The 21697-nt window shown below is 69.2% G+C and carries 26 protein-coding genes; 5 read left to right on the forward strand and 21 right to left on the reverse strand.

From position 1 onward, the window contains the following. Positions 1 to 2 precede the first annotated feature (2 nt). From AC1DFU_RS23675 to panE, 4 genes are all read left to right on the forward strand, one after another. On the forward strand, positions 3 to 854 hold the full coding sequence (locus AC1DFU_RS23675) for an ABC transporter permease (RefSeq protein ID WP_441593444.1): 852 nt from the start codon (positions 3 to 5) through the stop codon (positions 852 to 854). A gap of 2 nt (positions 855 to 856) precedes the next feature. After that, entirely contained in the window at positions 857 to 1678 is an 822-nt protein-coding gene (locus AC1DFU_RS23680; RefSeq protein WP_092299844.1) for an ABC transporter ATP-binding protein, read from the forward strand. 111 nt (positions 1679 to 1789) lie between these two features. After that, positions 1790 to 2494, forward strand: coding sequence for a GntR family transcriptional regulator (locus AC1DFU_RS23685; protein ID WP_441593503.1), 705 nt, complete (start codon positions 1790 to 1792; stop codon positions 2492 to 2494). 80 nt (positions 2495 to 2574) lie between these two features. Continuing rightward, on the forward strand, positions 2575 to 3495 hold the full coding sequence (panE, locus tag AC1DFU_RS23690) for a 2-dehydropantoate 2-reductase (protein WP_441593445.1): 921 nt from the start codon (positions 2575 to 2577) through the stop codon (positions 3493 to 3495). Between the two features lie 12 nt (positions 3496 to 3507). On the opposite strand, the gene AC1DFU_RS23695 is transcribed toward panE, so the two are convergent. From AC1DFU_RS23695 to AC1DFU_RS23715, 5 genes are all read right to left on the reverse strand, one after another. Then, entirely contained in the window at positions 3508 to 3762 is a 255-nt protein-coding gene (locus AC1DFU_RS23695; RefSeq protein WP_092299977.1) for a translation initiation factor 1, read from the reverse strand. A gap of 38 nt (positions 3763 to 3800) precedes the next feature. Next, positions 3801 to 4022, reverse strand: coding sequence for a translation initiation factor IF-1 (gene infA / locus AC1DFU_RS23700; RefSeq protein ID WP_092299836.1), 222 nt, complete (start codon positions 4020 to 4022; stop codon positions 3801 to 3803). Next, entirely contained in the window at positions 4015 to 4296 is a 282-nt protein-coding gene (locus AC1DFU_RS23705) for an isochorismatase (protein ID WP_092299833.1), read from the reverse strand. Before AC1DFU_RS23705 ends, infA begins: the two co-directional genes overlap by 8 nt. 344 nt (positions 4297 to 4640) lie before the next feature. Beyond that, positions 4641 to 5966 carry a type II toxin-antitoxin system HipA family toxin gene (locus AC1DFU_RS23710; RefSeq protein ID WP_441593446.1) on the reverse strand — a complete coding sequence of 442 codons (1326 nt, stop codon included), beginning with the start codon at positions 5964 to 5966 and terminating at the stop codon, positions 4641 to 4643. Continuing rightward, positions 5966 to 6241, reverse strand: a complete 276-nt coding sequence (locus AC1DFU_RS23715) for a helix-turn-helix domain-containing protein (RefSeq protein ID WP_092299829.1) — start codon at positions 6239 to 6241, stop codon at positions 5966 to 5968. Before AC1DFU_RS23715 ends, AC1DFU_RS23710 begins: the two co-directional genes overlap by 1 nt. Before the next feature lie 244 nt (positions 6242 to 6485). On the opposite strand from AC1DFU_RS23715, the gene AC1DFU_RS23720 reads away from it, so the two are divergent. After that, positions 6486 to 7220 carry an IclR family transcriptional regulator gene (locus AC1DFU_RS23720; protein ID WP_092299975.1) on the forward strand — a complete coding sequence of 245 codons (735 nt, stop codon included), beginning with the start codon at positions 6486 to 6488 and terminating at the stop codon, positions 7218 to 7220. Between the two features lie 10 nt (positions 7221 to 7230). On the opposite strand, the gene AC1DFU_RS23725 is transcribed toward AC1DFU_RS23720, so the two are convergent. The 16 genes from AC1DFU_RS23725 to AC1DFU_RS23800 form a co-directional block, all read right to left on the reverse strand. After that, complete coding sequence (locus AC1DFU_RS23725; RefSeq protein WP_441593447.1) at positions 7231 to 7893, reverse strand: 4'-phosphopantetheinyl transferase family protein; 663 nt, start codon at positions 7891 to 7893, stop codon at positions 7231 to 7233. Positions 7894 to 7969: 76 nt separating this feature from the next. Next, positions 7970 to 8419, reverse strand: coding sequence for an excinuclease ATPase subunit (locus AC1DFU_RS23730; protein WP_092299825.1), 450 nt, complete (start codon positions 8417 to 8419; stop codon positions 7970 to 7972). A gap of 67 nt (positions 8420 to 8486) precedes the next feature. After that, entirely contained in the window at positions 8487 to 9716 is a 1230-nt protein-coding gene (locus tag AC1DFU_RS23735; RefSeq protein ID WP_441593448.1) for a beta-ketoacyl-ACP synthase, read from the reverse strand. Then, positions 9713 to 10444, reverse strand: coding sequence for a 3-oxoacyl-ACP reductase FabG (gene fabG, locus AC1DFU_RS23740; protein ID WP_441593449.1), 732 nt, complete (start codon positions 10442 to 10444; stop codon positions 9713 to 9715). The genes AC1DFU_RS23735 and fabG overlap by 4 nt, the downstream gene beginning before the upstream one ends. Further along, positions 10441 to 10926 (reverse strand): hotdog family protein, encoded by a 486-nt coding sequence (locus AC1DFU_RS23745; RefSeq protein WP_255370950.1) that lies wholly within the window; start codon positions 10924 to 10926, stop codon positions 10441 to 10443. Before AC1DFU_RS23745 ends, fabG begins: the two co-directional genes overlap by 4 nt. Position 10927: 1 nt before the next feature. Further along, on the reverse strand, positions 10928 to 12118 hold the full coding sequence (locus AC1DFU_RS23750) for a beta-ketoacyl-ACP synthase (RefSeq protein ID WP_441593450.1): 1191 nt from the start codon (positions 12116 to 12118) through the stop codon (positions 10928 to 10930). Then, positions 12115 to 12717 (reverse strand): DUF3261 domain-containing protein, encoded by a 603-nt coding sequence (locus AC1DFU_RS23755; RefSeq protein WP_092299813.1) that lies wholly within the window; start codon positions 12715 to 12717, stop codon positions 12115 to 12117. Before AC1DFU_RS23755 ends, AC1DFU_RS23750 begins: the two co-directional genes overlap by 4 nt. Beyond that, the gene (locus AC1DFU_RS23760) at positions 12705 to 13934 is read right to left on the reverse strand and encodes an NAD(P)/FAD-dependent oxidoreductase (protein ID WP_441593451.1); all 1230 of its coding nucleotides are present in this window, start codon (positions 13932 to 13934) and stop codon (positions 12705 to 12707) included. The genes AC1DFU_RS23755 and AC1DFU_RS23760 overlap by 13 nt, the downstream gene beginning before the upstream one ends. 5 nt (positions 13935 to 13939) lie before the next feature. Continuing rightward, positions 13940 to 16306: an MMPL family transporter gene (locus AC1DFU_RS23765; RefSeq protein ID WP_441593504.1), complete on the reverse strand. Its 2367-nt coding sequence runs from the start codon at positions 16304 to 16306 to the stop codon at positions 13940 to 13942. A gap of 1 nt (position 16307) precedes the next feature. Beyond that, on the reverse strand, positions 16308 to 16937 hold the full coding sequence (locus AC1DFU_RS23770) for an outer membrane lipoprotein carrier protein LolA (protein WP_441593452.1): 630 nt from the start codon (positions 16935 to 16937) through the stop codon (positions 16308 to 16310). Beyond that, complete coding sequence (locus AC1DFU_RS23775) at positions 16934 to 17350, reverse strand: acyl-CoA thioesterase (protein ID WP_441593453.1); 417 nt, start codon at positions 17348 to 17350, stop codon at positions 16934 to 16936. Before AC1DFU_RS23775 ends, AC1DFU_RS23770 begins: the two co-directional genes overlap by 4 nt. 23 nt (positions 17351 to 17373) lie before the next feature. Next, positions 17374 to 18387, reverse strand: a complete 1014-nt coding sequence (locus tag AC1DFU_RS23780) for an LpxL/LpxP family acyltransferase (protein ID WP_441593454.1) — start codon at positions 18385 to 18387, stop codon at positions 17374 to 17376. After that, positions 18384 to 19133 (reverse strand): glycosyltransferase family 2 protein, encoded by a 750-nt coding sequence (locus tag AC1DFU_RS23785; RefSeq protein WP_092299801.1) that lies wholly within the window; start codon positions 19131 to 19133, stop codon positions 18384 to 18386. The genes AC1DFU_RS23780 and AC1DFU_RS23785 overlap by 4 nt, the downstream gene beginning before the upstream one ends. Then, positions 19130 to 20860 carry an ApeI family dehydratase gene (locus tag AC1DFU_RS23790; RefSeq protein WP_477159881.1) on the reverse strand — a complete coding sequence of 577 codons (1731 nt, stop codon included), beginning with the start codon at positions 20858 to 20860 and terminating at the stop codon, positions 19130 to 19132. The genes AC1DFU_RS23785 and AC1DFU_RS23790 overlap by 4 nt, the downstream gene beginning before the upstream one ends. Further along, positions 20853 to 21410: a COG4648 family protein gene (locus AC1DFU_RS23795; RefSeq protein ID WP_441593456.1), complete on the reverse strand. Its 558-nt coding sequence runs from the start codon at positions 21408 to 21410 to the stop codon at positions 20853 to 20855. The genes AC1DFU_RS23790 and AC1DFU_RS23795 overlap by 8 nt, the downstream gene beginning before the upstream one ends. 6 nt (positions 21411 to 21416) lie before the next feature. Continuing rightward, positions 21417 to 21674: an acyl carrier protein gene (locus AC1DFU_RS23800; RefSeq protein ID WP_092299795.1), complete on the reverse strand. Its 258-nt coding sequence runs from the start codon at positions 21672 to 21674 to the stop codon at positions 21417 to 21419. Between the last annotated feature and the right edge of the window lie 23 nt (positions 21675 to 21697).

Here is a 21697-nt window from a genome sequence, read left to right on the forward strand (position 1 = left end):
CCATGTCCGAACTCTCCGATACCGCCGCCGTGCCGGGCACGGCCCCGCCCGCCGGCCAGTCCTGGGCGCCCCCGGCCTCGCACGACGCCGCGCCACGCCGGCCCCTCGGCGACCGACTCTTGCCGATGGTCGGCCCGCTGGTGCTGTTCTTGATCTGGGACCTGGTGGTCCGCTTCGGCCTGATCAAGCCGATCCTGCTGCCGAGCCCCGGCGATACGCTGGTGGCGCTGGCCACCGGGCTGGCCGGCGGCGAGCTGCTGGCGGACTTCGCCGTCACCGTCGCGCGGACGCTGCAGGCGTTCGCCATTGCGGCGGTGGTTGGCATGCCGCTGGGCGTGCTGCTCGGCAGCAATGAGCGGGCCTACCGCAGCGTGGAGTTCCTGATCGACTTCTTCCGCTCCACGCCGTCTTCCGCGCTGATTCCGCTGTTCCTGCTGATCTTCGGCGTGTCCGACATCAACAAGATAGCCATCGCCGCCTTCGGTGCCCTGCTGATCGTGGTCTTCAACAGCGCCTATGGCGTGATCAACGCGCGCAAGCAGCGCGTGATGGCGGCGCGCGTGATGGGCGCCTCCCGCTGGCGCATCTTCCGGGACGTGCTGGTCTGGGAGAGCCTGCAGCCGAGCTTTGTCGGCCTGCGCTCCGCCGTGTCGATGGCGCTGGTCATCGTGATCGTCGCGGAGATGTTCATCGGCTCCGAGAACGGTCTCGGCCACGCCATCATCGATGCCCAGCAGGTGCTCAACGTCAAGACCATGTACGCGGCCATCCTCGCGGCCGGCGCGCTCGGCTACGTGCTCAACATCGCGTTCCTCGTGCTGGAACGCCGCATCGTCCATTGGAGTGGAAGGTAACCATGACCACCGTTCTGTCCCCTGCCCGCCACGCCGACGTGCCGGTGCCGCCGTTCCGCCCCGGGCCGCCGGGCACCCACATCACCATCCGCGGGCTGACCAAGTATTTCGCCGGCTGGCCGCTGTACGAGAACTTCGACCTCGACATCCCGAAAGGCAAGATCGTCTCGGTGTTCGGCCCCAACGGCTGCGGCAAGAGCACGCTGATCAACATGATCGCGGGGCTGATTCCGATCGACCGGGGCGAGATCCTGTTCGACGGCAAGTCGCTCAAGGACACGCGCATCGGCTACGTGTTCCAGAACTACCGCGAGGCGATGTTCCCGTGGATGCGGACCATCGACAACATCGCCTATCCGCTCCTGCTGGAGGGCCGCAGCAAGGCCGAGGTGGACCGGCGCATGGCGGAGCTGGTGGCGTCCTTCGACGTGAAGTTCGACCTGAACCGCTACCCGTACGAGCTGTCTGGCGGGCAGCAGCAGACGGCGTCGATCATGCGGGCGTTGGCGCCCCGGCCCGAGGTGCTGTTCCTCGACGAACCGTTCTCCGCGCTCGACTTCGAAATGACGCTGTTCATCCGGGAGAAGCTGCAGGAGGTGTTCATGCAGACCGGCACGACCATGCTGCTGGTCTCGCACGACCTGGAGGAGGCGGTGTACCTGGCCGACCAGATCCTGCTGCTGACCAAGCGCCCGACGCGCGTGGCCGAGATCCTCGACTACGGCGACGCGCGGCCGCGCACGGTGGAGACGCTGTCGCAGGCGAGCTTCGTCGCGGCCAAGCGGCAGAGCCTGGAGATCTTCCAGCGTGAAGTCAGGCGCTGAAGCGTGCCCCCGGGGCCGGTGGCGACCCGGCCGGCGCCGGCGCATAATGGGCGCCAGCGCCGGCCCAGCCTTCCCCATGAGACCCGCACCGCGCCTATCCCCATGAATGCCATGCCCCCTACCGATGCCGAACGCACCTCGCGTGCCGACGATGTGTACGCGCTGCTGAAGCGCGATATCGCCGACTTTCGCCTCGTGCCCGGCGACCGCTTCACCGAGAACGAAGTCTGCGAGCGGCTGGGCGTGTCACGCACGCCGGTCCGCCAGGCGCTGTTCCGGATGAAGCAGGAAGGATTCGTCGAGGTCAGCTTCCGCGCCGGCTGGCGCGTGCTGCCGTTCGACTTCGACAAGTTCGAGCAACTGTACGACTTGCGCATGGTGCTGGAGACCGAGGCCGTACGGCGGCTGTGCGCGACGGCGCCGGACAGCAACCAGGAGGCGCTGGCCGCGCTGGCGGCGATCTGGCTGGTGCCGCCCGAGGCGCGGCTGCCGGACATGGCGCGCGTGGGCGAACTGGACGAAGCCTTCCACTGCACGCTGGTGGAGGCTGCCGGCAACCCCGAGATGGCGCGCGTGCATCGCGACGTAACCGAACGCATCCGGCTGATCCGCCGGCTGGACTTCACCAAGCCGGCGCGCGTGGATGCCACGTATGAAGAGCACGGGCGCATCCTGCGCGCCGTGCTCGCCCATCGGTCGGATGAAGCCTGCAGGCTGCTGCGCTCGCACATCGGGGCGAGCCAGGCGGAGGTGCGGAAGATCACCCTGCACGAGGTCTACCTCGCCCGCAGCCAGGCGCGGGGCGAAGGGAAATGAACGGCCCCTGCAGCTTTTGCGGCGCGCCACTACAATGGCGCACACCCGGCCTGAAGCCGGGCTGACCTGGGGAGTCGAACATGCGGATTCTGGTAGTCGGAGCGGGTGCGATTGGTGGGTATTTCGGGGCGCGGCTGCTGCAGGCCGGGCGTGACGTCACGTTCCTCGTGCGGCCCCGGCGCGCGGCCCTGCTGGCCGAACGCGGCCTGCGGATCATGAGCCCGCACGGCGACGTGCGCGTGGAAGACCCACCCACCGTGCTATCCACCCAGATCACCGAGCCGTACGACGTGGTGCTGCTGAGCTGCAAGGCCTACGACCTCGACGGCGCCATGGACAGCTTCGCGCCGGCCATGGGCCCCGGCACGGTGGTCATCCCGATGCTCAACGGCATGCAGCACCTGGACAAGCTCGATGCGCGCTTCGGCGCCGAGCGCGTGATGGGTGGCCGCTGCATGATCTCCAGCACGCTGGACGAGCAAGGCACCATCCTGCATCTGTCGGCCTTCCATATCCTCTCGTTCGGGGAGCGCCCGGCTGGCAATACCGAACGCGCGCGCGCCGTGGCCGCCTTGCTCGAGAACGCCGGTTTCGACGTGCAGCGCAGCGAAGCGATCATGCAGGACATGTGGGAGAAGTGGCTGTTTCTGGCGACGCTGGCGTCGGCCACCTGCCTGATGCGGGCGACGATTGGCGACATTCTGGCCGCACCGCGCGGGCGGGAGACCATTGCGGCGCTGCTCGATGAGTGCGCGGCCATTGCGGCCGCGAACGGCTATCCGGCGCGGGCGCCGGCGCTCGAGCAGGCTCGGGCGACACTGTTTGCGGAAGGTTCACCGCTGATGGCGTCGATGCTGCGCGACCTGGAGCGTGGCGCTGCCATCGAATCGGACCAGATCGTGGGAGATTTGCTGGCGCGGCGCGGCAAGACGCCGGCGCCGACCCTGGAACTGGCCCTGACGAGTCTCAAGGCCTACGAGGCGCGCCGCGCACGCGGCTGACGCCTCGGGAACTCAGACGCCGAAGCCGGGCGCGCCGAATTTCGTCAGCAGCTGTTCGATCAGCGCCATGTCTTCGGTGCGCGGCGTGCGGTCCTCGACCACGCGGGACGGCCCGCCGTAGGTGGCGCTGACGTGCCGGCGCACGGTCAGCACGTCATCGGCCGGCGGGGCGATGTTCACGGCATCGCCCGGCTCATGCCGGTAGCTGCCGTCCATCCAGCCCTTGGGCGTCAGATGCATGATTTCCCATTCGTCATTGGCTGACATGACGGCCTCTTCCAGGTCGGGATGGCTCATGACTGCGCTCAATTCTTGTGCCGGTAGTTGATGCGGCCCTTGGTCAGGTCATAGGGCGACATTTCCAGCGTCACGCGGTCGCCGGCCAGAATCCGGATGCGGTTCTTCTTCATGCGGCCCGACGAATATGCCCACACCTGGAAGCCGTTTTCGAGAACGACGCGGAAACGGTTATCGGGCAGCACTTCGGAAACGTGGCCGCCGAATTCGACGAGATCTTCCTTAGCCATGACGGGCTCCTTGATTAGCGTGGGCAGTGGCGCCCGGTTGATGGTGTCGCGCAGCCAGGCGCGTGATGGCGCCTTCGCCGGCACAGCGGGCGGCATGCTTGGCCCGGGCGGCGGTGCGGTAGGTGTCGTGGCGCATGGCCACGTTGGCCACCACGCGTTCCATGCCGTCCTTGTATTCGCGGATCAGGTAGGCCGCGAACCAGACGCCTGGCTCTTGCTCGATGGGGTACACGGCAACCGTGTACGGCGATTCAATGATTTGCGTTTGCTGCAATGTGATGTGATGTCTCGTTTCGCGTGAACGCGCATGCGCAGGCTGGGCACCGATGTGCGCCTCTGCTTGCCAGTTGGTTCCAACGCGATGGGAAGGGGGTCAATGTGCGCGACACGCACTGAGGCGCATGTCGTCGCGATTGACGCGGAGTGACCGTGCTTGCGTAAGCTGGCGCGCTGGTACGGGGCGTGCCGGGTACGGAGCGGACTTGCCGCCGGTCATTATGGTGACGGGCCACGTGGCCCGGATCGATTCGGGTGTACGCCCGAAGGGTGCCAAAACTGAGTCTTTGTAGTGATGTCGGCACCCGGTCCTGTCGTTTGGAGAGAGGACCAAGTCCGGCATTATAACAGCTTCTTGCCTTGGGCCCTGATGCCATCGAACACGGCCCCGGCCACGTCCTGCGGAAATTCCCGGGGAAGGCGGGCCGCGACGGCGGCGATCGCCGGGTCCATGGCGGCAACGAGTTCGGCGATCATCGACTCCACCTCCGCCTCGGGCAGCCCCACCTGCCGCCCCTGCGCAATCCAGTGCCGACGCTGGATCTGGGCCAGCCGGTAGTAGTTCTGCGAGCCCCGCACCGCCATGGCCATGCGCGCCTTCTGTATGGCGAGTTGATTGGCGCCGCCCCCGACGATGGGATGTGCCGAAAGCACGTCATACAGCGGCGTGGCCCAGTAGCGACCGCCCGGCCCGATGCTCAGGCTGAAGTTCTTGGCATGCCCGTCCGTGGCCGCGAGCATCCAGAACAGGATCTGCGTCTTGAAGAAATTGCGACGATCCGCCTCGCGCGCGTCGGAGCCGGCCAGGATCGCCATGATGTCCGCGATGCCCGGCCCGCCATCGGCCTGATACTTGGCCAGCGGGGACATGCCCATCGCCTGGCAGAAGTCCTCCTGCGGCAGGCGCAGGATCCACTCGCCATCGGGCGCCACGCGCCGGTCGAAACGCTCGACCACGAGCGCCTTCTGATCCTCGAACATCGCCATCTCGCACGCCGCGATGGGCAGGCCGAAGGCCTCGACCAGCTGCGCGCAAAGCCATTCGTTCTCGACGGACGTGCGCATGTCCGCGCGCATATTGCCTACCAGCCCGAGCGGCAGCTTGAGGATATGGGTCGTCGGCGTACTGCCGTGCGGAACGAACCATTGGCCGTCCCGGCGCAGCAGCGCGGTCTTTTCCTGCGCGCCGGCGATCGACAGGCGCAGGTCGGCATCGTCGCCATGCTGGCCGAGGGGCGATGCACTCGTGGTGTCGCGCAGCAAGCGGGCGATGTGGGCGTCATCAGCCAGGCTGCCTTCGATGACGCGCAGTTCTTCGGGTACCTCGCCTTCGGGGAGCAGCTGCAGCGCGCCCACGCAGTCGCGGCCCAGCGCCGTGAGCAGATCGAACGGACCGATGCCGCGCGTGCGATAGCGCTGCGCGAGCCGCCGGCGGATGGCGTCGCTGTCCGGCAGCAGGTTGTCGAAGTAGTCCGTCACCACGCGGCCGCGATACGGCGCGTTGTCTGACCGGAACGGCATCGAAAGCGACAGCGGCCGGCCTTGCGCGCTGTGGATCCAGCGGGCCGCATAGTGAAAGGTCTCGCCCTCGCTGCCCTGTGCCCACACGCCCGTGAAATGGCCGTTCATCCAGACGCCGAGCTGGCGTCGCAAAGGTCGACGTCCCATTACCAGGGCTCGCTTGGCGGGGGCTGGCGGAGCATGGAGCCGCCGCCGCGATAGTCCTCGTCCCCATCGGTCGACAGGAGCATTTCCACGTCCAGCGCCTGCAATACCGCATGCAGCCGCTCCACGCTGACGCGCGCCGGGTTGGCTTCCAGCCGGGCATAGGTCTGCTGGCTCACCCCCAGGCGCGCCGCGAGTTGCGCCTGGGTCAGCCCGCGGGACTTGCGGAAGCCCTGGAGGATCGGCCGTAACTGGCTGATGATGCGGATGGGATACATAGTCGGATGTATGCTCGGATGGGGGCGCGAATACAGCTAGGAAGTTGTAAAGCCGTTTTACGCCATTTTGGCTGTATTTTCAAGATACAGCCTATCGGGCGTAAAACGGAAATACAACCATTAAGCTGTATCGACGCGGCCCATCGGGCACGCCGTGGTACATTCCGGCCCCATATCCCTCCTGATTGCATGACACGCCCCGATGCCCGTGCGTCCCGATCCGTCCGCCGCCAAGCCGCCCTCGATGAACGTCAAGACCGCCCTGCGCGTGCTCGAGATCATCGAGACCTTTGCGCGTGAACGGCGCGCGCTGTCGCTCTCGGAGCTCTCCCGGCTGCTGTCCGTGCCAGCCTCTAGCTGCCTGGCGCTGATCCGCACACTGACCTCGCTAGGCTATCTCTATGAGACGGCCCGCAGGCAGGGCTACTACCCCACCGGCCGGCTGCTGGCCATGGCCCAGCAGATTGCCCGGCACGACCCCGTACTCGATCGCGTGCACGGCACCATGAGCGAATTGCGCGAAGCCACTGGCGAGACCATCGTTATCGGCAAGCTGCATGAGGGCCACGCGGTGGTCTATCTCGATGTGCTTGAATCGCCACACGCGATCCGCTATATCGCAACGGCCGGCGAGCGGCGCGAACTCCACGCGAACTCGATCGGCAAGGCGCTGCTGGCCGCCATGGACGACGCCGAGCGCGCCGCCCTGCTCCCGCAGCTTCCCTTCCAGCCGTTCACCGCGCGCACGCTAGCCACGCCGGCGGCGCTGGAGGACGACCTCCGGCAAGCGCGCGAGCGCGGTGCGTTCGTGAATCTCAGTGAGTCGATGCCTGATGTCGGCGCGCTGGCCTGGCCGGTGCGGTTGTCGGGCGAGAGTTACGCGATTTCGATTGCCGGCCCGGTCTACCGGATCGAGCCGCATCTGGAGCGCTACGCGGCCATCCTGCGCGCGGCGTGCGCGGCGCTGGAGAAGATCTAGCCAGGCGGATCTAGTCGATCTGCTGCGCGCGGAGGCGCCATCCGGCCGGATTGGGCACCGACACCGAGGCCAGCGGCGCCGAAGCCGTCAGCGCCAGCACCGCGTCATCGCGCCGCCATGTGATGCCATTGGCGTGCGCCATCTGCACCGGCACGGCTTCCACCACGTGGCCCATCATGGTCCGGAACAGATTGCCGCCGTGGCACTTGATCCAGGCTTCCTTGAGCGTCCAGAGCTCGTAGAACGCCTCCAGCTTCGCCAACTCGTCACCCACGTCCAGCAAGGCCGGCAACGCGTCGCGCTCGGCCTCCGTGGTGGTGGCCTCGATCAGCGTGTCCAGGTGCTTGCGCGGCTGCATGTCCTCGATGTCGATGCCAACCGGCAGGTCGGACACGGCGCAAGCGAGGTGATCACCCGAATGGGCAATCGACAGGAATACCGGCGTGCCGACGGCCCCCCTGGTATGGGTCGCCAGCGGCGGCGCATCCTCGGCGGCCGACAGCGACCATTCCGCCGCCTCCCCGCCGAACGTCACCGCCAGCAGCCGCCGGGCGAGCCAGCGGCCCGCCGCGAACTGCTCGGCGCGGGCCCGGGCACGCATGGCGGCCAGCCGCGCCAGTTCCTCGGGTGACATCCAACGGCTGACGGGCGGCGCCATGGCCGCGAATGCCATGACCGATCCTGTGCGCAGCGCGAGCGGCATGGCAATCGTCCTGAAAACGTCTCAAACAGGTCCCGTCGATGGCGCCTTACTTGGCGGCCACCTTGGCGTAGGTGCCCTTCAGCGTCACGCCCACCACCACGGCGCCGGCGTGGCATTCGTACTCGGTGTTGCTGGCGTTGGTGTCCTTCTTGTAATAGCTCACCATGTCCACCACCGCATTCACGCCCAGCGACTTGGCCTTGTCCTGGAACGAGATCAGCGCCGAGAGCGCGGCCCAGCGGCACGCTTCCTCATCGGCCTTGCCCACGCCGTTGGTCTTTTTGTTCGAGACGTCGCTGTCCTTCTTCTCGAGCACCTTCGGCGTCTTCTGGCCGGCCAGGTAGAACGCAACCGAGCCGTCGAGCTTTTCCTTGGCTTCCGGCATGTTCAGGACGTCCTGGAACGGCAGCATGTACTTGGTGTCGCGCGCGGCGGCAGGGGTGGACAGCAGCGTGCCTGCACAGGCGAGGGCAACCAGCGGGAGAGCGAATTTCATTGACCTTCCTTTGTTCTTGATTGTTGAGGGATGAAAACGGCGGTACGGCTCGGGTACGGCTTCCTGCTCAGGCGTCCCAGCGGCGGAACACCAGCGAGGTGTTGATGCCACCGAACGCGAAATTGTTGCTCATCACGTACCCGGTGTCGAGTCGGCGGCCTTCGCCCATGATGTAGTCCAGCGGCGCGCAGCGCGGATCCGGGTTGACGAGGTTCACCGTGGGCGCGAACCAGCCGTCGCGCATCATCTCGATGGTCATCCACGCCTCCAGCGCCCCGCACGCGCCCAGCGTATGGCCGAGGTAGCTCTTCAGCGAGCTGACCGGCACGGCGCCACCCAGCACCGCGTGCGTGGCGTGGGATTCGGCGATGTCGCCATGGTCGGTGGCCGTGCCGTGCGCATTGACATAGCCGATGCGATCCGGCGCCAGCCCGGCGTCCTCCAGCGCCTGCCGCATGGCCACGGCCATCGTCGCGGCCTGCGGCTGGGTCACGTGCGCGCCGTCGCTGTTGGTGCCGTAGCCGACGATCTCCGCCAGGATGCGCGCGCCGCGCGCCTGGGCGTGCTCCAGTTCCTCGAGCACCAGCGTGCCGGCGCCCTCGCCCAGCACCAGCCCGTCGCGGTCTGCGTCGAACGGGCGCGGCGTGGCCTCGGGGGCGTCGTTGCGCGTGCTGGTGGCGAACAGCGTGTCGAAGACGGCCGCCTCGGTCGCATCCAGTTCCTCGCCGCCGCCAGCCAGCATCGCCTCCTGCCGGCCCGCGCGGATCGTCTCGTAGGCGTAGCCGATCCCCTGGCTGCCGGACGTACACGCGCTCGACGTGGTCAGAATCCGTCCGGTGATGCCGAAGAACACCCCGATATTGACCGCCGTGGTGTGCGGCATCATGCGGATATAGGTGGTGGCGCTGATGTCCTCGGTGGTGCGCTCGCTCATCATCCGGCCAAAGTCCTGGATCGCGGACGGCGTGCCCGTGGACGAGCCGTAGGCGATGCCCATCTGCCCGCCCGTGATGATCGGATGGCCGGTCAGCCCGGCATCCGCCAGCGCGGCCTCGCTGGCCAGCACCGCCATCAGGGCGACCCGCCCCATGGACCGCGTGGCCTTGCGCGTGTAGTGGGCCGGCAGCGCGAACGGCGGCACCGGTGCCGCCAGCTGCGTGTTCAGGCCCTTGATGTCGGCCCACTCCGGCATCTGCACCACGGCATTGCGGCCGCTGGCCAGGCGCGCGCGCACCGTGGTCCAGTCGTTGCCCAATGCGCTGATTGCGCCCGCGCCGGTTACGACAACCCGCTTCATCCGAACATCCCCCCGTTCACCGAAATCACCTGCCGTGTAATGTAACCGGCATCCGGCGAGAGCAGGAAGGCCACCGTGGCCGCCACCTCGTCCGGCGTGCCCATGCGCCGCGCGGGAATCATCTTCAGCGCTTCCTCGCGCACATGCTCGTCCACCATTTCCGTGTCGATCAGCCCCGGCGCCACGCAGTTCACCGTGATATGGCGCTTGGCCAATTCGATGGCGAGCGCCTTGGTGGCGCCGATGATGCCGGCCTTGGCGGCGCTGTAGTTGGTCTGGCCGCGGTTACCCACCAGCCCGGACACCGACGACAGCGTGACGATGCGGCCCGGCTGGCGGCGCTGCACCATCGGCATCACCAGCGGGTTGAGCACGTTGTAGAAGGCGTCGAGGTTGGTATGCACCACCTCGTCCCACTCCTCCCCGCTCATGGCCGGGAACGCCGCGTCCCGCGCGATGCCAGCGTTGCAGACCACGCCGTAGTAGGTGCCGTGTTCCTCGATGTCGGCATGCAGCACGGTGGCGGTGGCCTGGCGGTCGCTGATGTCGAAGGCCAGCACGCGCGCGTTGCGGCCGAAGGCGCGCACGGCGTCGGCCACGGAGTCGGCGTCGTCCCGGCGGGCGCGGCAGTGCACCACCACGTCGTAGCCGTCGCGCGCGAGCCGCAGCGCAATGGCGCGGCCAATGCCGCGCGAGGAGCCCGTGACCAGCACGGTCTTGTTCGTCATGCTTGCTGCCCCTGGAGAAACGCCTGCGCGTCCGCAGGCTGGAAAACGGAAACATTGGCGCGCGCCACGTCGCGGCCATCCATCTCGAGCGTGCAGGCGAACATGCCGAGGCCGTTGTCCCCGATCAGTTCCACCTGGGTGCGGATGGTCAGTACGCTGCCCACCGGAAATGCGGGCACGTCGCAGGCATAGCGGCGCGAGCCGAGCAGGAAGCCCAGCCCCGGCGGGCGGCCCGCCGCGCGCTCGCGCACACCGGCCCAGGCGGCAATCGTCTGGGCCATATATTCGATACCGACCCAGCCGGGCATGCCGGCATCGTCCACGAACAACTGCGTGGCGCGCACCGTGGCGCGGGCCACGCAGTGCTCGCCATCGGCCTCAACCAGTTCGTCGATCAGCCGCATGGCGCCCGCGTGGGGCACCACTTCGGACACCGGCGGCAGGAGTGGCGTGAAGTCAGGCTGCGTGTCAGATGCCGTCACGTCAGCCCTCCCCCATCACCAGCACGCTGTTGCTGCCGCCGAAGGCGAACGAATTGCTCATCACGTAGCGCGGGGCCCGGCCCAGCGACTCGTCCGCGCCCACCACGTGCAGCGGCGGCAGCGTCGGATCGGCCGCGCCGTCCCACCAGTGGGCCGGCAGCCGGCCACGCGGGTTGTCGGTCATGGTCAGCACCATCAGCGCCGCTTCCACGGCGCCGGCAGCGCCCAGCGTGTGCCCGGTCTGCGGCTTGGTCGAGCTGACCGGCACGTCGTGTCCGAGCAGGTCCGCCACGGCGCGGGATTCCATCGCGTCGTTCTGCTCGGTGGCCGTGCCGTGCAGGTTCAGGTAGTCGATGTCCGCCGGCTGCACGCCAGCGCGCGTCAGGGCCTCCTGCATGGCGGCGCGGGCGCCCGCGCCGGCCGGGTCGGGCGCGGACATATGGTGTGCATCGGACGTCTCGCCCCAGCCGGCCAGCCGCACCGGCCCGGCCTCGCGCGACATCAGGAACAATGCCGCGCCCTCGCCCAGGTTGATGCCGTGGCGATGGGCCGACAGCGGATTGCACCGCTCCGCGCTGACTGAGTCGAGCGAGCGGAAGCCGGCGATCGTGAACGCGCACAGCGTATCCACGCCACCGGCGATGGCGACATCGGCCATGCCCTGTTCCAGCAGCCGCGCGGCGGCGGCCAGCGCCTTCGCGCTCGACGAGCACGCCGTGGAAATCGTATAGGCCGGCCCGGCCGTGCCCAGCGCCAGCGCGAGGTACTGCGCGGGCGAGCCCAGCTCCTGCTGGCCATAGTGGAAGGCATCCGGCCACGTGCCGGCCGCGTGCCGCGCGCGCACGGCCAGCTCGCCGTCGCTGATACCCGAGGTGCTGGTGCCGAGCACGATGGCCACGCGGGTCGGACCCACGCGGGCGATGGCAGCTTCCACGGCGGGGCGCAGCGCGTCCAGCGTGCGGTCCAGCAGCGCATTGTTGCGGCTGAACAGCGCGGGGGCGATGCCAGCCGGCAGGTCGGTGGCGGCCACCGGCTCGCGCACGGTGCCCAGGTGCAGCGGCGTGCCGGGCGTGTAGCGGTCAGTGACTTCGCCGCCCGTCGGGCCGTCCGTGCGCCACAGCGCGGCGCGCACGGCGTCGTTGCCGCTGCCCAGCGCGCAGATGACATTCATCGCGTTCAGGAAGATCGTCATGGCCGTGCTCCTTCGCCCTGCAGCGTGCGGATGGTCAGCCGGTAGCCGTCGCGGCGCTGCACGAATTCCGTGGTGGCGGCGTCGGGATAGCGGATCTCGGCCACGAGTTCGTCACCGGCCAGCAGGCGGCGCATGGCCGGCGTGGCGTCCAGGCGCCAGCCCGGCGGCAGCGCCGCGCGAATGGCCGCCACGGGCCAGAGCGACAACTGCAGATCACTGAGGATACGCTCCGGCACGAGTTCCGCGGGCGCCCATGGCGCGCGTGTCACGTGCAGGTCACTGCCGTCCCAGTCCAGCCGGGCCAGCACCTGTCCGCCGGCCAGCGCGGCCAGCCGGGTGTGGCCGGCGTCGGCCTCCAGCAGCGCGAGGATGTCCCGCGTCTGCTCGCCCTGCGGCGACGGATAGCGCACCGTGATCTGCTGCTGCAGATGCAGGGTGCGACCGAGCGACGCGGGCGGCAGGCGCAGCAGCGGCACCGCCGGGCGGCCCGCTTCCGCCACGGGCGGCGTGGGGCCGGCCGGCGGCGTCGCGGCGCAACCGGCCAGCACGGCAAACGCCGCGCCGGCCAATATCGAACACGTCAGCCTCAGACCGCGCAAAGCTGCTCCAGCACGTTGAGGCGCCGCCGGGACTCGGCCACGAAGGGGTTGCTGCGGTCCCAGGCGTAGCCGGCCAGAATCGACGAGATCATCCGGCGAATCTCGGGCGTGGCGTTCGGATGGAAGATCAGGGTCTGGAAGCGGCCTTCGTACCAGGCTTCGACGAAGGTGCGGAAGCAATCCACGCCGGCCTTCAGCGGCTTGGCGTAGTCGGCCTCCCAGTCCACGGTCTCGCCGGCCAGCTGGCGGGCGAGGCAGGCGGTGGCCAGGCTGGCCGATTTGAAGGCGATGGTCACGCCCGACGAGAACACCGGGTCCAGGAACTCGCCGGCATTGCCGAGCAGCGCGTAGCCATTGCCCCAGAGCGAGCTGACGTTGGCCGAATAGCCGACGATCTGCCGCGCCGGCGTGTCCCAGTTGGCGTCGCGCAGCAGGTGCGCCAGCCCCGGTTCCTCGCTGACCAGCTGCTTCAGCTTGGTCATCTCGTCGCCCGGATACTGGTCCAGGAAGGACTTCTCCGCCACCACGCCCTGCGAGCAGCGGCCGTTCGAGAACGGAATGGTCCAGTACCAGACATCGACATGCTCGGGATGCACGCCGATGCGGATCTTGTTGCGGTCGAAGGTGCCGGGCGCCACGCGGTCTTCCACGTGCGTGAAGATGGCTGCGCGTACCGGGAAGTTCGACGGGGACTCGAGCTTCAGCAGGCGCGGCAGGATGCGACCGAAGCCGGAGGCATCGAGCAGGCACTTCGCCTGCACGTTGTACGCCTGCCCGTCCGGGTCGCGCACTGTGACCACCGGCTGCGCGCCGGTGACATCCACCGCTTCCACCACGTGGCGGAAGCGCACCTCGGCGCCCTGCTTCTCGGCCTCGCGGATCAGCACGTCGTCGAAATGCGCGCGCTGCACCTGGTAGGTGGTGCCCCAGCCCTTGGAGAACTTGTCGCGGAAGTCGAATTCCGTGTAGCGGTCGCCCCGGGCGAAGGCGGCGCCGTTCTTGTACTGGAACCCGGCCTCCACCACGGCCTGCAGCATGCCGGCTTCCTCGATGTATTCCATGCTCTGCGGCAACAGGCTCTCGCCGATGGAGAAGCGCGGGAACGTCTCCTTCTCGATGACCAGCACCTGGACGCCGCGCTTGCGCAGCAGGCCAGCCGCCACCGAGCCAGCGGGCCCGGCGCCGACGATCAAAACCTCCACCTGTTCCGTTTTCATATCAATCAACCCTGTTCAGCTTGTTGTTGTGAGGCATGCCGGGGCAATGGCCGGAACCATGGCGACAGCACCCAGACCGCGCCCACGCCCGAAAGCATGGTCATGCCGAACGCATGCAGCGCCGGCGTGGAAGACAGTGCGAGCAGCCCGAACGCCAGCAGCGTGCTGGCCGCCCCGAGCACGATGGCGGTCCAGGACACGCCATCGCCGGGATGCTCGAGCAAAAATATGCCGTAATCGACACCTACGCCGAGCAGCAACGCCAGCGCCAGCACCGAAAACAGTTGCAACGGCACGCCGAGCCAGCCCAGCACGGCCACGCTGAAGGCGGCGGCCAGCAGCGTGGGCGCCAGCGCGCGCCAACCCTCGCGGCCATAGCGCCACGCCAGCAGCAGGGCCACGCCGGCCGCACCGGCCAGCAGCAGCCAGCTCATCAGCACGCGGTAATGGTGCAGCAGGAAGGACAGATCGGCGATGCGGTCGGCCCACTCGGCACCCTGCACCGTGTTAACGGCGGCGGCGATGCCAGACATGACTGCCGGATTTTCCAGCCCGCGCAGCAACATCACGCTGGCGTAGCCGCTGCCCTCGCGGTCCAGCCACAGATGACGCAGCGTGCCCGAGACCGGATTGGCCAGCCAGGCGGGCAGCGTCAGCACGGCGTCGGCCGGGGACGCCGCCGGCGCGGCAATCGACCCACCCAGCGTGCGGGCCACCCGCTCGCGCACGGCAGCTTCTTGACGGCCGGCCAGCGCGGCGTCCGCGCGTTGGCGGGCGGCGGACGGCACCCAGTCGGAAATCGCCAGGAAGCCGGCCAGCTCGCCGCGCCGGATGGCCGGCGCCAGCGCGGCCTTGACGGCCTCCTCGCGCGCCAGCACCTCGTCCGGCGTGGCACCGCGTACGAGCACGAACTGCGCGGGGCTCGGCGTGCCGAGCAGGCGGCCCGTGAGGCGCTGCGCCTCGATCAACGCCGGCGGCGAGCTTTGCAGCTGGCGCACGTCATCGACAACCCGCACCTGCCAGATCCCCGGCACGATAAACAGGGCCAGCGCCCCGAGCGCCAGCGCCGTGCGCCGGTCCGCCCGCACGCGCGGCCAGCGGGCGAGGCTCTGGGCCAGCCAGCTCGACACCCGCGTGGGCCGCAGCGCGCCCCGGTCCAGCAGTGGAAACCAGAACACCACGGTCAGGAACGCGGCGACCAGCCCCACCGCCGAGAACAGCGCCATCTGGCGCAGCCCCGGGAACGGCGCGATGCCGAGCGCCAGGTATGCCACCACGCTGGTCGCCAGCGCCAGCGCCATGCCCGGCAGCAGATGGCGCATGACCGATGGCGGCGTGGCGCGCGGCAGCGCCTGCCGCGAGACGAAGTAATGGATACCGAAGTCCTCCGCCACGCCCACCAGGCTGGCGCCGAACACCAGCGTGATCAGGTGCACGCGGTCGAAGACGATGGCCGTGGCCGAGATCGCCGCCGCCGTGCCGATGGCCAGCGACAGCCCCACCAGCACGATCGGCCGCAGCGAGCGGAACGCCAGCCAGACCAGCAGCAGCACCGCCGCCAGCGAGCCCCAGCCGATCACGTTCATTTCGAAATTCGCCTGCGCGGCGGCGGCCTCCGCGTGCAGCGGAATGCCGGCGGCCACTACGCGCACGTCCGCATCGCCCTGCCGCGCAGCGGCCTCGGCGGCGCGCAGCAGGTCGCTGTAGTCGGTACTGCCGCTGACCGAGAATGCCGGTTTGGTGATGTGGTACGTCAGCAGCACCCACTCCTTGCCATCGCCGGACAAGGCGGCCAGCCCGTCGCGCTCCTGCACGCGCGTCACGGCGGCGCGGGAGAGCCACCAGTCCTGCCACAGCCCAAGCGGATCGGCGGCCCAGTCGGTCAGGCGCGGCCCGGTGGAGAGCTGGTAGAGGCGCGTCAGCGCCTGCTGGGCGAGTTGGTCCGGATGACCTTGCTGCAACTGCTGACGCTGGGCGTCGGTCAGCAGGCGGTCCCGCCACGGGCGATAGAAGTCGAGCGCCTTGTCGAAGTCGAACGCGGCGATCTTGTCCACCGGTTGCAGCAGCGTGCCGCCCTGCGCCGTGGCTTGGCTGAAGCGCTGCGCGGCGGCGCGCGTGCGCGCCCAGTCCGGGCTGCCGACGAGCACCACCACCTCCTGCGCCACGCTGTCGGCCAGCCGGCGCAGCACGCGGTCCGCCGCAGCGGTGCGCTCGCTGGTCGGCAGCAGCGCCATCACATCCGTATCGAGCCGCGAGCCGCGCCAGAACTGCACCTGATGGGCGATCATCGCCAGCACGATCAGCAGCCAGACGATGGCCAGCCCACGCGCCAGCCGCGTGATGCCGCCCTGCATCGCCACGCCGCCCGCCACGTTACTCAAAGCGCTGCTCCTCGGCCGGGGTCAGCCTGGCGGCGGCGGCTGGGTCGATCATGCGGACCACGGTGCTGTCGCCGCCGGCTTCCTCGAGCCGCACGTCGCGCACGAACTTGTCGCCGGCCAGCTCGATCCGGGTGAACACGCGCCGCATGCCGGCATCCTTTGGGATCAGCGTCAGCGCCCATCCGGCGCTGCCGACCAGCTTGCCGGTCACGTCGAAACGCGCGGACAGCCCGCGCAGGTCGCCGCGCAGCACGGCGATCATCGACTCGCCGACCACGCGCATCGCAGGCTGGGATTCGGCTTGCATCTGCTGCTGCACGCTGCCATCGGCGCCGCGCATCACCAGCTTCTCAGGGGTGACCAGCAGGCTCGACGGGAACGGCTCGCGCGTCTGCCAGACTACGCCACGGCCGCGCGCGAGCACGAAATCGCCCCGCGAGACCAGCGGATTGCTGAAGCCGGACAGCCGGCGCGTCTGCTCGAACCGGCCCCGGATCACGGGCGCATCGGCCAGCCGCTTGGCCACCGAGGCCAGCAGGTCGTCGGCATGGGCCGGCAGCGCCGGCAACATCACCACCAGCGCCAGTGCGCCAGCAGCGGCCAGAACCTGGCGGCGCCTCACGACGGCACCCCGAGCTTCCGCAGCAACACCGGCGGGCAGACGTAGAGCATCTCCTGCGTCGTCATGTCCACGGCTACCTGGATCGAATAGCCCTTGGTCAGCCGCTGGCCAGACGCCGCATCGCGGATCTCGTAGTCGATCTTGAGCCGGTTTTCCCATTCGACGATGGTGGCGCGCACGATCATCGACTGGCCGTAGACCAGCGGGCGCACGTACTTGACGCGCAGGTCCACCACCGGCCACGCGTAGCCGGAATCGCGCATCTGGGGGTAGTCGTAGTCGATCTGCTGGAGCAGCGCGCAGCGCGCCACTTCGAAGTAGCGCACGTAGTTGCCGTGCCAGACCACGTTCATCGGGTCGAGGTCGTGGAACGCCGGCGTCAGCGTGATCTCGTGGCTGAAAGCTTTGGACATAGGTCTCCGGTGGGCGGCGCGGCTTAGTGCGCGTCCTGGCGCGCGTCCTGCGCGTTCTGGCGACCGGTACGGACCGGATCGTCCGCCCAGAAGTCGTAGAAGTTGAACCAGTCGAATGGCGAGCGCACCAGCAGCGCCTCCAGCCATGCGGCGTAAGTCGTGGCCAGCGCGGTCAGCGCGGCGTCACGGCTCGCACGTGGGAGCGTCACCGCGCGCGTGAGTTCCGTGAAACGCAGCAGATGGCCGTCGCCATGGCGCACGCAGCCCATGGCGTACAGCGGGCAGCGCATCAGCCCCGCCAGCACGTACGGGCCCACCGGGAAACGCGCCGGCGCGCCCAGGAACGGCACGCGCACCGCCCGGCCGCCGTGCGCGGGCGCGCGGTCGCCAGCAATCGCCACGAACTCGCCCGCCTGCACCTTGGCCGCCAGTTCCAGCGCCGTGGCGGGCGAGATATCGTCCACCTGATAGAGCTGGAGGCCCGATTTGGGATCGAGCCGCGACAGGATCCGGTTGAATCGCTCGGCATGGGCGGTGTGCACCAGCACGGTCAGCCGCAGCCCCTGCCGCTGGTTGGCCAGCACCCGGCACAGCTCCAGGCAGCCCATATGCGCGGTCATGATGATGCCGCCCTGCCCGCTGGCGATCTGGTCCAGCAGCACCTGGTGGCCTTCCCGCGTGACGTTGCCGAAGCGGTACTGGCCGCCGATGGACAGCAGCTTGTCCAGCAGCGTGTCTGCGAACGAGAACAGGTGGCGCAACGTATGGCGCCAGGTGGGCTGCGCGCCGATCGCGCCGGCGGTGGCCTCCATGCGCGTGAGGTAGTCCATCGACGCCCGGCGCGCCAGCGGATGCGTGATCCAGTAATAGGTGACCACCGGGTACAGCACCGCCCGGAACAGCGTGCGGCCGAAGACGCGATAGAGCCCGTACAGGCACCAGACGCCCCAGACGCACGTGGCCTCGCCGATGGTGCTCCAGTGGCGCGACGGCGTGCGGCGCGTGGCGGCGTCAGCCGTAGGCTTCGCCGTGCTCATGCCGGCCTCACCCTGCGCCAGAGCAGGCGCGGCAGCCGCCACACCATGCCGAAGAACAGCCGCGTATGCATGCGCGAGATCAGCACGTTGTCGCGCCACGCCTGGAAGTGCGAGACGCCATCGGACGGATACGTCACGCGCGTCGGCACGTTGACGATGCGCACGCCGCGCCAGACCAGATGCACCAGCACCTCGGTGTCGAACTCCATGCGCCGGCCGAGGTCCACGTCGCGCATCAGGGCGGTTACCGCCGCCAGCGGGTAGACCCGCAGGCCGCACATCGAATCCTTGATCTGGAACGAGAGCGTGTTGATCCAGACCCAGATGTGCGTCAGGTAGCGCGCGTAGAGCCGCAGGCGCGGCACCGAGTCGTCGTAGACCGGGTGGCCGCAGATCATCGCGGCAGGCTGGGCCTGCGCCAGCGCGGTGAACTGGGGAATGCAGCCGGCGTCGTGCTGGCCATCGGCATCGATCTGCAGCGCGTGCGTGTAGCCAAGCCGCGCGGCCTCCGTGAAGCCGGCCATGATCGCGCCGCCCTTGCCCTGATTCACGGACAGGCGGATCAGGCGGACGCGCTCGGGGTGCGCGGCGGCAATCTCGCGGAGCACCTGCTCGCAGGCCGGGCTGCTGCCGTCGTCCACCAGCAGGCACGGCAGCGGATGCGCGAGGATGGCATCGACCATGGCGCCGATGGCACCTTCGTGGTCATAGACCGGCACGAGCACAACCGGACGGAACGGCGTCATGGCGTATCGGGATGAAAAACGATCTTGCCGCTGGCGTGCGGGCCGGTGTCGGATGTCAGCCGGAAGCCGAGCGCGAGGGCGTCTGGCTGCCACGTCAGCGCCATGCGCACCGTGGTGCCAGGCTGGATCACGGCCTGGAACTTGAGCGTGTCCAGCCGCGCGAAGCGCTCGCGCGGCGGAATCGGCAGCCGCTGGGGCGCCAGCGCCATCACCCAGTCCACCTGGGCCACGCCGGGCACGATCGGGGTATCGGGGAAGTGGCCGTCGAAGATCGCCAGGTCATCGGTCACCTCCAGCGCGGCGGTGGCCGAGGTGGCCGAATTGGCCTCAGCGTCCAGCCAGTGCGCAGCCGGCACCGTGCGGCGGAACAGGTCGCGCAGCATGGCTTCGGTGGTCTTGCCCTGCGCGTTGCACGGCAGCGCCGGCACGAAGGCCCAGCGACGCGGCAGCGCCACCGGGTCCACGGCGTCGGCCAGTTGCGCGCGCAGCGCGGCGGTCAACGCGGCACGCCCATGGRTGTCGAGGAGTGCCTGTCCGGCGTCGCCAGGCACCACGGCGGCGGCCACGCGGGTGCCGACATCGAGTTCGACCATGACGACCCGCGCCTCCCGCACCAGCGGCGAGGCGGCCAGCCGCTGCTCGATCTGCGTCAGCGAGACGCGTTTTTCCTCGATCTTGACGATGCGGTCAGCGCGGCCGGCCAGCACGAAGCTGTCGTCGCCGGCGGGCAGCGCGCGGTCCGCGCAGACGTACCAGTCGTCATCGGCCAGATGCGGCGAGCGCACGGCCAGGAAGCCGTCCTGCAGGCGCCAGGCGATGCCGGGCAGCGCCGTCCAGCGGTCCGCCTGCACGGCGCGCTGGCGCCAGGCGATGCCGCCGGTCTCGGAGCTGCCGAATACTTCGATGGGGGAGCGGCCGGTGTGGCGCAGCGCGTCCGCCGCAGCCTCGGGCGGGAGCGGCCCGCCGGACGAGAACACCGCCTGCAGCACCGGGCGCGTGACGGGCCAGTCGAGCGCATCGGGCATACGCTTCAGGTGCGCCGGGCTGCTGACCAGCACCGCCGGGCGGGCGTCGTCCGCGCAGGCGCGTACCAGTTCCTCATGGAAGGCGAGCCGCGCGCCGGGCATCGGCCGGCCCGCCGCCAGCGGCCAGAGCACCGTGAAGAGCAGGCCGTAGATGTGCTGGTGCGAGACCGTGCTCAGCACGCGCACATCGGCGGGCAGCCGCGCGCCAAAGGCCTGCTGGAGTGTGTGGACCTCCGCGTCGAGCTGGGCCAGGCGCTTGTCGATGGCGCCGGGCTCGCCGGTGGACCCCGAGGTGAACAGCGTGACCCAGGTGTCGTGCGTGCTTAGCGGGAGCCAGTCGGCCTCCCCTGCCCCCGGAGTTGTTCCGGGCGCTGGCACCAGGCCGCCCGGCAACTCGCCGGCCCAGCCATCGGCATGGCCGCGCAGCGCCGCGAGCGTCTCCGTGCGGGTATCGCCGGGCAGCACCACGTGCTTGCCGGCATGCCACGCGCCGAACAGCGCGGCGGCGAAATCGGCCGTGCCCTCGAAGTACAGCGCCCAGCGCGCGCCTGGCGCCGCCGCGAAGGCCCGGCGCCACGCCGCCACACTGGCGACGAACGCTGCCGCCTGGGCATCGCCTTGCGCGGCCCGTGCCGCCTGGGCAGCCATCACGGCGCCAACGCCCGTGAAGCCGGTGAAACCACTGAGCGCGGGCTCAGTCATGACGAGTCTCCGCATGCCGCGCACGCGCGCGCTGCCGCACCAGCCATTCGCCGGCGAACATCGCGCCGATCAGGCCATAGGCAATCGCGCCGTTGTACAGCGCCCAGACCCGGTCGCTGGCGGCCAGCGCGGTCACGGCGGCAACGGCGCCATTGCAGATAAAGAACACGCACCAGGCCTGCGTCACCCGGCGCGTATAGGCCACGCCGCTGGGCGGCAGGTTCGGCTCGCGCAGCCGGGCCATGCGTTCCACCAGCGAGGGCGGATGGCGCAGGCTCCAGCCGAACACGCCCAGCATCGCCACGTTCACGAGCACCGGGTAGAGCTTCAGCGGCAGCGCGTGGTCGGAGGCCAGCACGATCAGGGCCAGCCCCGCCGCCAGCACCGCCATCGCCCGCCAGCCGGCCTGGCGGCTGGTGCCGGCGCGCAGCAGGGCGAGCGCGACCAGCGCCAGCGCCATCACGCGCGGCGAGAAGTGCTGCAGACCCAGGTAGATCACCACCGGGTACGACAGCGTCAGCAGCCCCAGCCCCCACTTGCGCCAGGTCATCGGGCGTCAGGCGGTGGCCGGCGAGTCGATCAGCAGCGCAAGCGCCTGCACCACGTCCTGCACGGTGCGCACGGACTTGAACTGCTCGGGCTTGAGCGGCTTGTTCAGCATCGGCTTCAGCTTCACCAGCAGGTCGACGGCGTCGATGCTGTCGATGTCGAGGTCGTCATACAGCCGCGCCTCGGGCGTAATGCGCTCCGGGGCGATCTCGAAGGTTTCCTCGAGAACCGCCGCCACCCGCGCGAAGATTTCGTCGTGAGTCATGATCTGGCTCCGTATAGCAGTAT

It is taken from the genome of Cupriavidus sp. 10L45 (genome assembly GCF_056395225.1).

What these genes read in the sequence shown, in the direction of transcription:
- AC1DFU_RS23775 (WP_441593453.1), bottom strand. Translation starts at nt 17,350, where the DNA reads ATGTCCAAAGCTTTCAGCCACGAGATCACGCTGACGCCGGCGTTCCAC.
- AC1DFU_RS23785 (WP_092299801.1), bottom strand. Translation starts at nt 19,133, where the DNA reads ATGACGCCGTTCCGTCCGGTTGTGCTCGTGCCGGTCTATGACCACGAA.
- AC1DFU_RS23710 (WP_441593446.1), bottom strand. Translation starts at nt 5,966, where the DNA reads ATGGGACGTCGACCTTTGCGACGCCAGCTCGGCGTCTGGATGAACGGC.
- fabG (WP_441593449.1), bottom strand. Translation starts at nt 10,444, where the DNA reads ATGACGAACAAGACCGTGCTGGTCACGGGCTCCTCGCGCGGCATTGGC.
- AC1DFU_RS23675 (WP_441593444.1), top strand. Translation starts at nt 3, where the DNA reads ATGTCCGAACTCTCCGATACCGCCGCCGTGCCGGGCACGGCCCCGCCC.
- AC1DFU_RS23685 (WP_441593503.1), top strand. Translation starts at nt 1,790, where the DNA reads ATGCCCCCTACCGATGCCGAACGCACCTCGCGTGCCGACGATGTGTAC.
- AC1DFU_RS23750 (WP_441593450.1), bottom strand. Translation starts at nt 12,118, where the DNA reads ATGACGATCTTCCTGAACGCGATGAATGTCATCTGCGCGCTGGGCAGC.
- AC1DFU_RS23795 (WP_441593456.1), bottom strand. Translation starts at nt 21,410, where the DNA reads ATGACCTGGCGCAAGTGGGGGCTGGGGCTGCTGACGCTGTCGTACCCG.
- AC1DFU_RS23760 (WP_441593451.1), bottom strand. Translation starts at nt 13,934, where the DNA reads ATGAAAACGGAACAGGTGGAGGTTTTGATCGTCGGCGCCGGGCCCGCT.
- AC1DFU_RS23735 (WP_441593448.1), bottom strand. Translation starts at nt 9,716, where the DNA reads ATGAAGCGGGTTGTCGTAACCGGCGCGGGCGCAATCAGCGCATTGGGC.
- AC1DFU_RS23780 (WP_441593454.1), bottom strand. Translation starts at nt 18,387, where the DNA reads ATGAGCACGGCGAAGCCTACGGCTGACGCCGCCACGCGCCGCACGCCG.
- panE (WP_441593445.1), top strand. Translation starts at nt 2,575, where the DNA reads ATGCGGATTCTGGTAGTCGGAGCGGGTGCGATTGGTGGGTATTTCGGG.
- AC1DFU_RS23730 (WP_092299825.1), bottom strand. Translation starts at nt 8,419, where the DNA reads ATGAAATTCGCTCTCCCGCTGGTTGCCCTCGCCTGTGCAGGCACGCTG.
- AC1DFU_RS23680 (WP_092299844.1), top strand. Translation starts at nt 857, where the DNA reads ATGACCACCGTTCTGTCCCCTGCCCGCCACGCCGACGTGCCGGTGCCG.
- AC1DFU_RS23725 (WP_441593447.1), bottom strand. Translation starts at nt 7,893, where the DNA reads ATGGCATTCGCGGCCATGGCGCCGCCCGTCAGCCGTTGGATGTCACCC.
- AC1DFU_RS23720 (WP_092299975.1), top strand. Translation starts at nt 6,486, where the DNA reads ATGAACGTCAAGACCGCCCTGCGCGTGCTCGAGATCATCGAGACCTTT.
- infA (WP_092299836.1), bottom strand. Translation starts at nt 4,022, where the DNA reads ATGGCTAAGGAAGATCTCGTCGAATTCGGCGGCCACGTTTCCGAAGTG.
- AC1DFU_RS23695 (WP_092299977.1), bottom strand. Translation starts at nt 3,762, where the DNA reads ATGTCAGCCAATGACGAATGGGAAATCATGCATCTGACGCCCAAGGGC.
- AC1DFU_RS23800 (WP_092299795.1), bottom strand. Translation starts at nt 21,674, where the DNA reads ATGACTCACGACGAAATCTTCGCGCGGGTGGCGGCGGTTCTCGAGGAA.
- AC1DFU_RS23715 (WP_092299829.1), bottom strand. Translation starts at nt 6,241, where the DNA reads ATGTATCCCATCCGCATCATCAGCCAGTTACGGCCGATCCTCCAGGGC.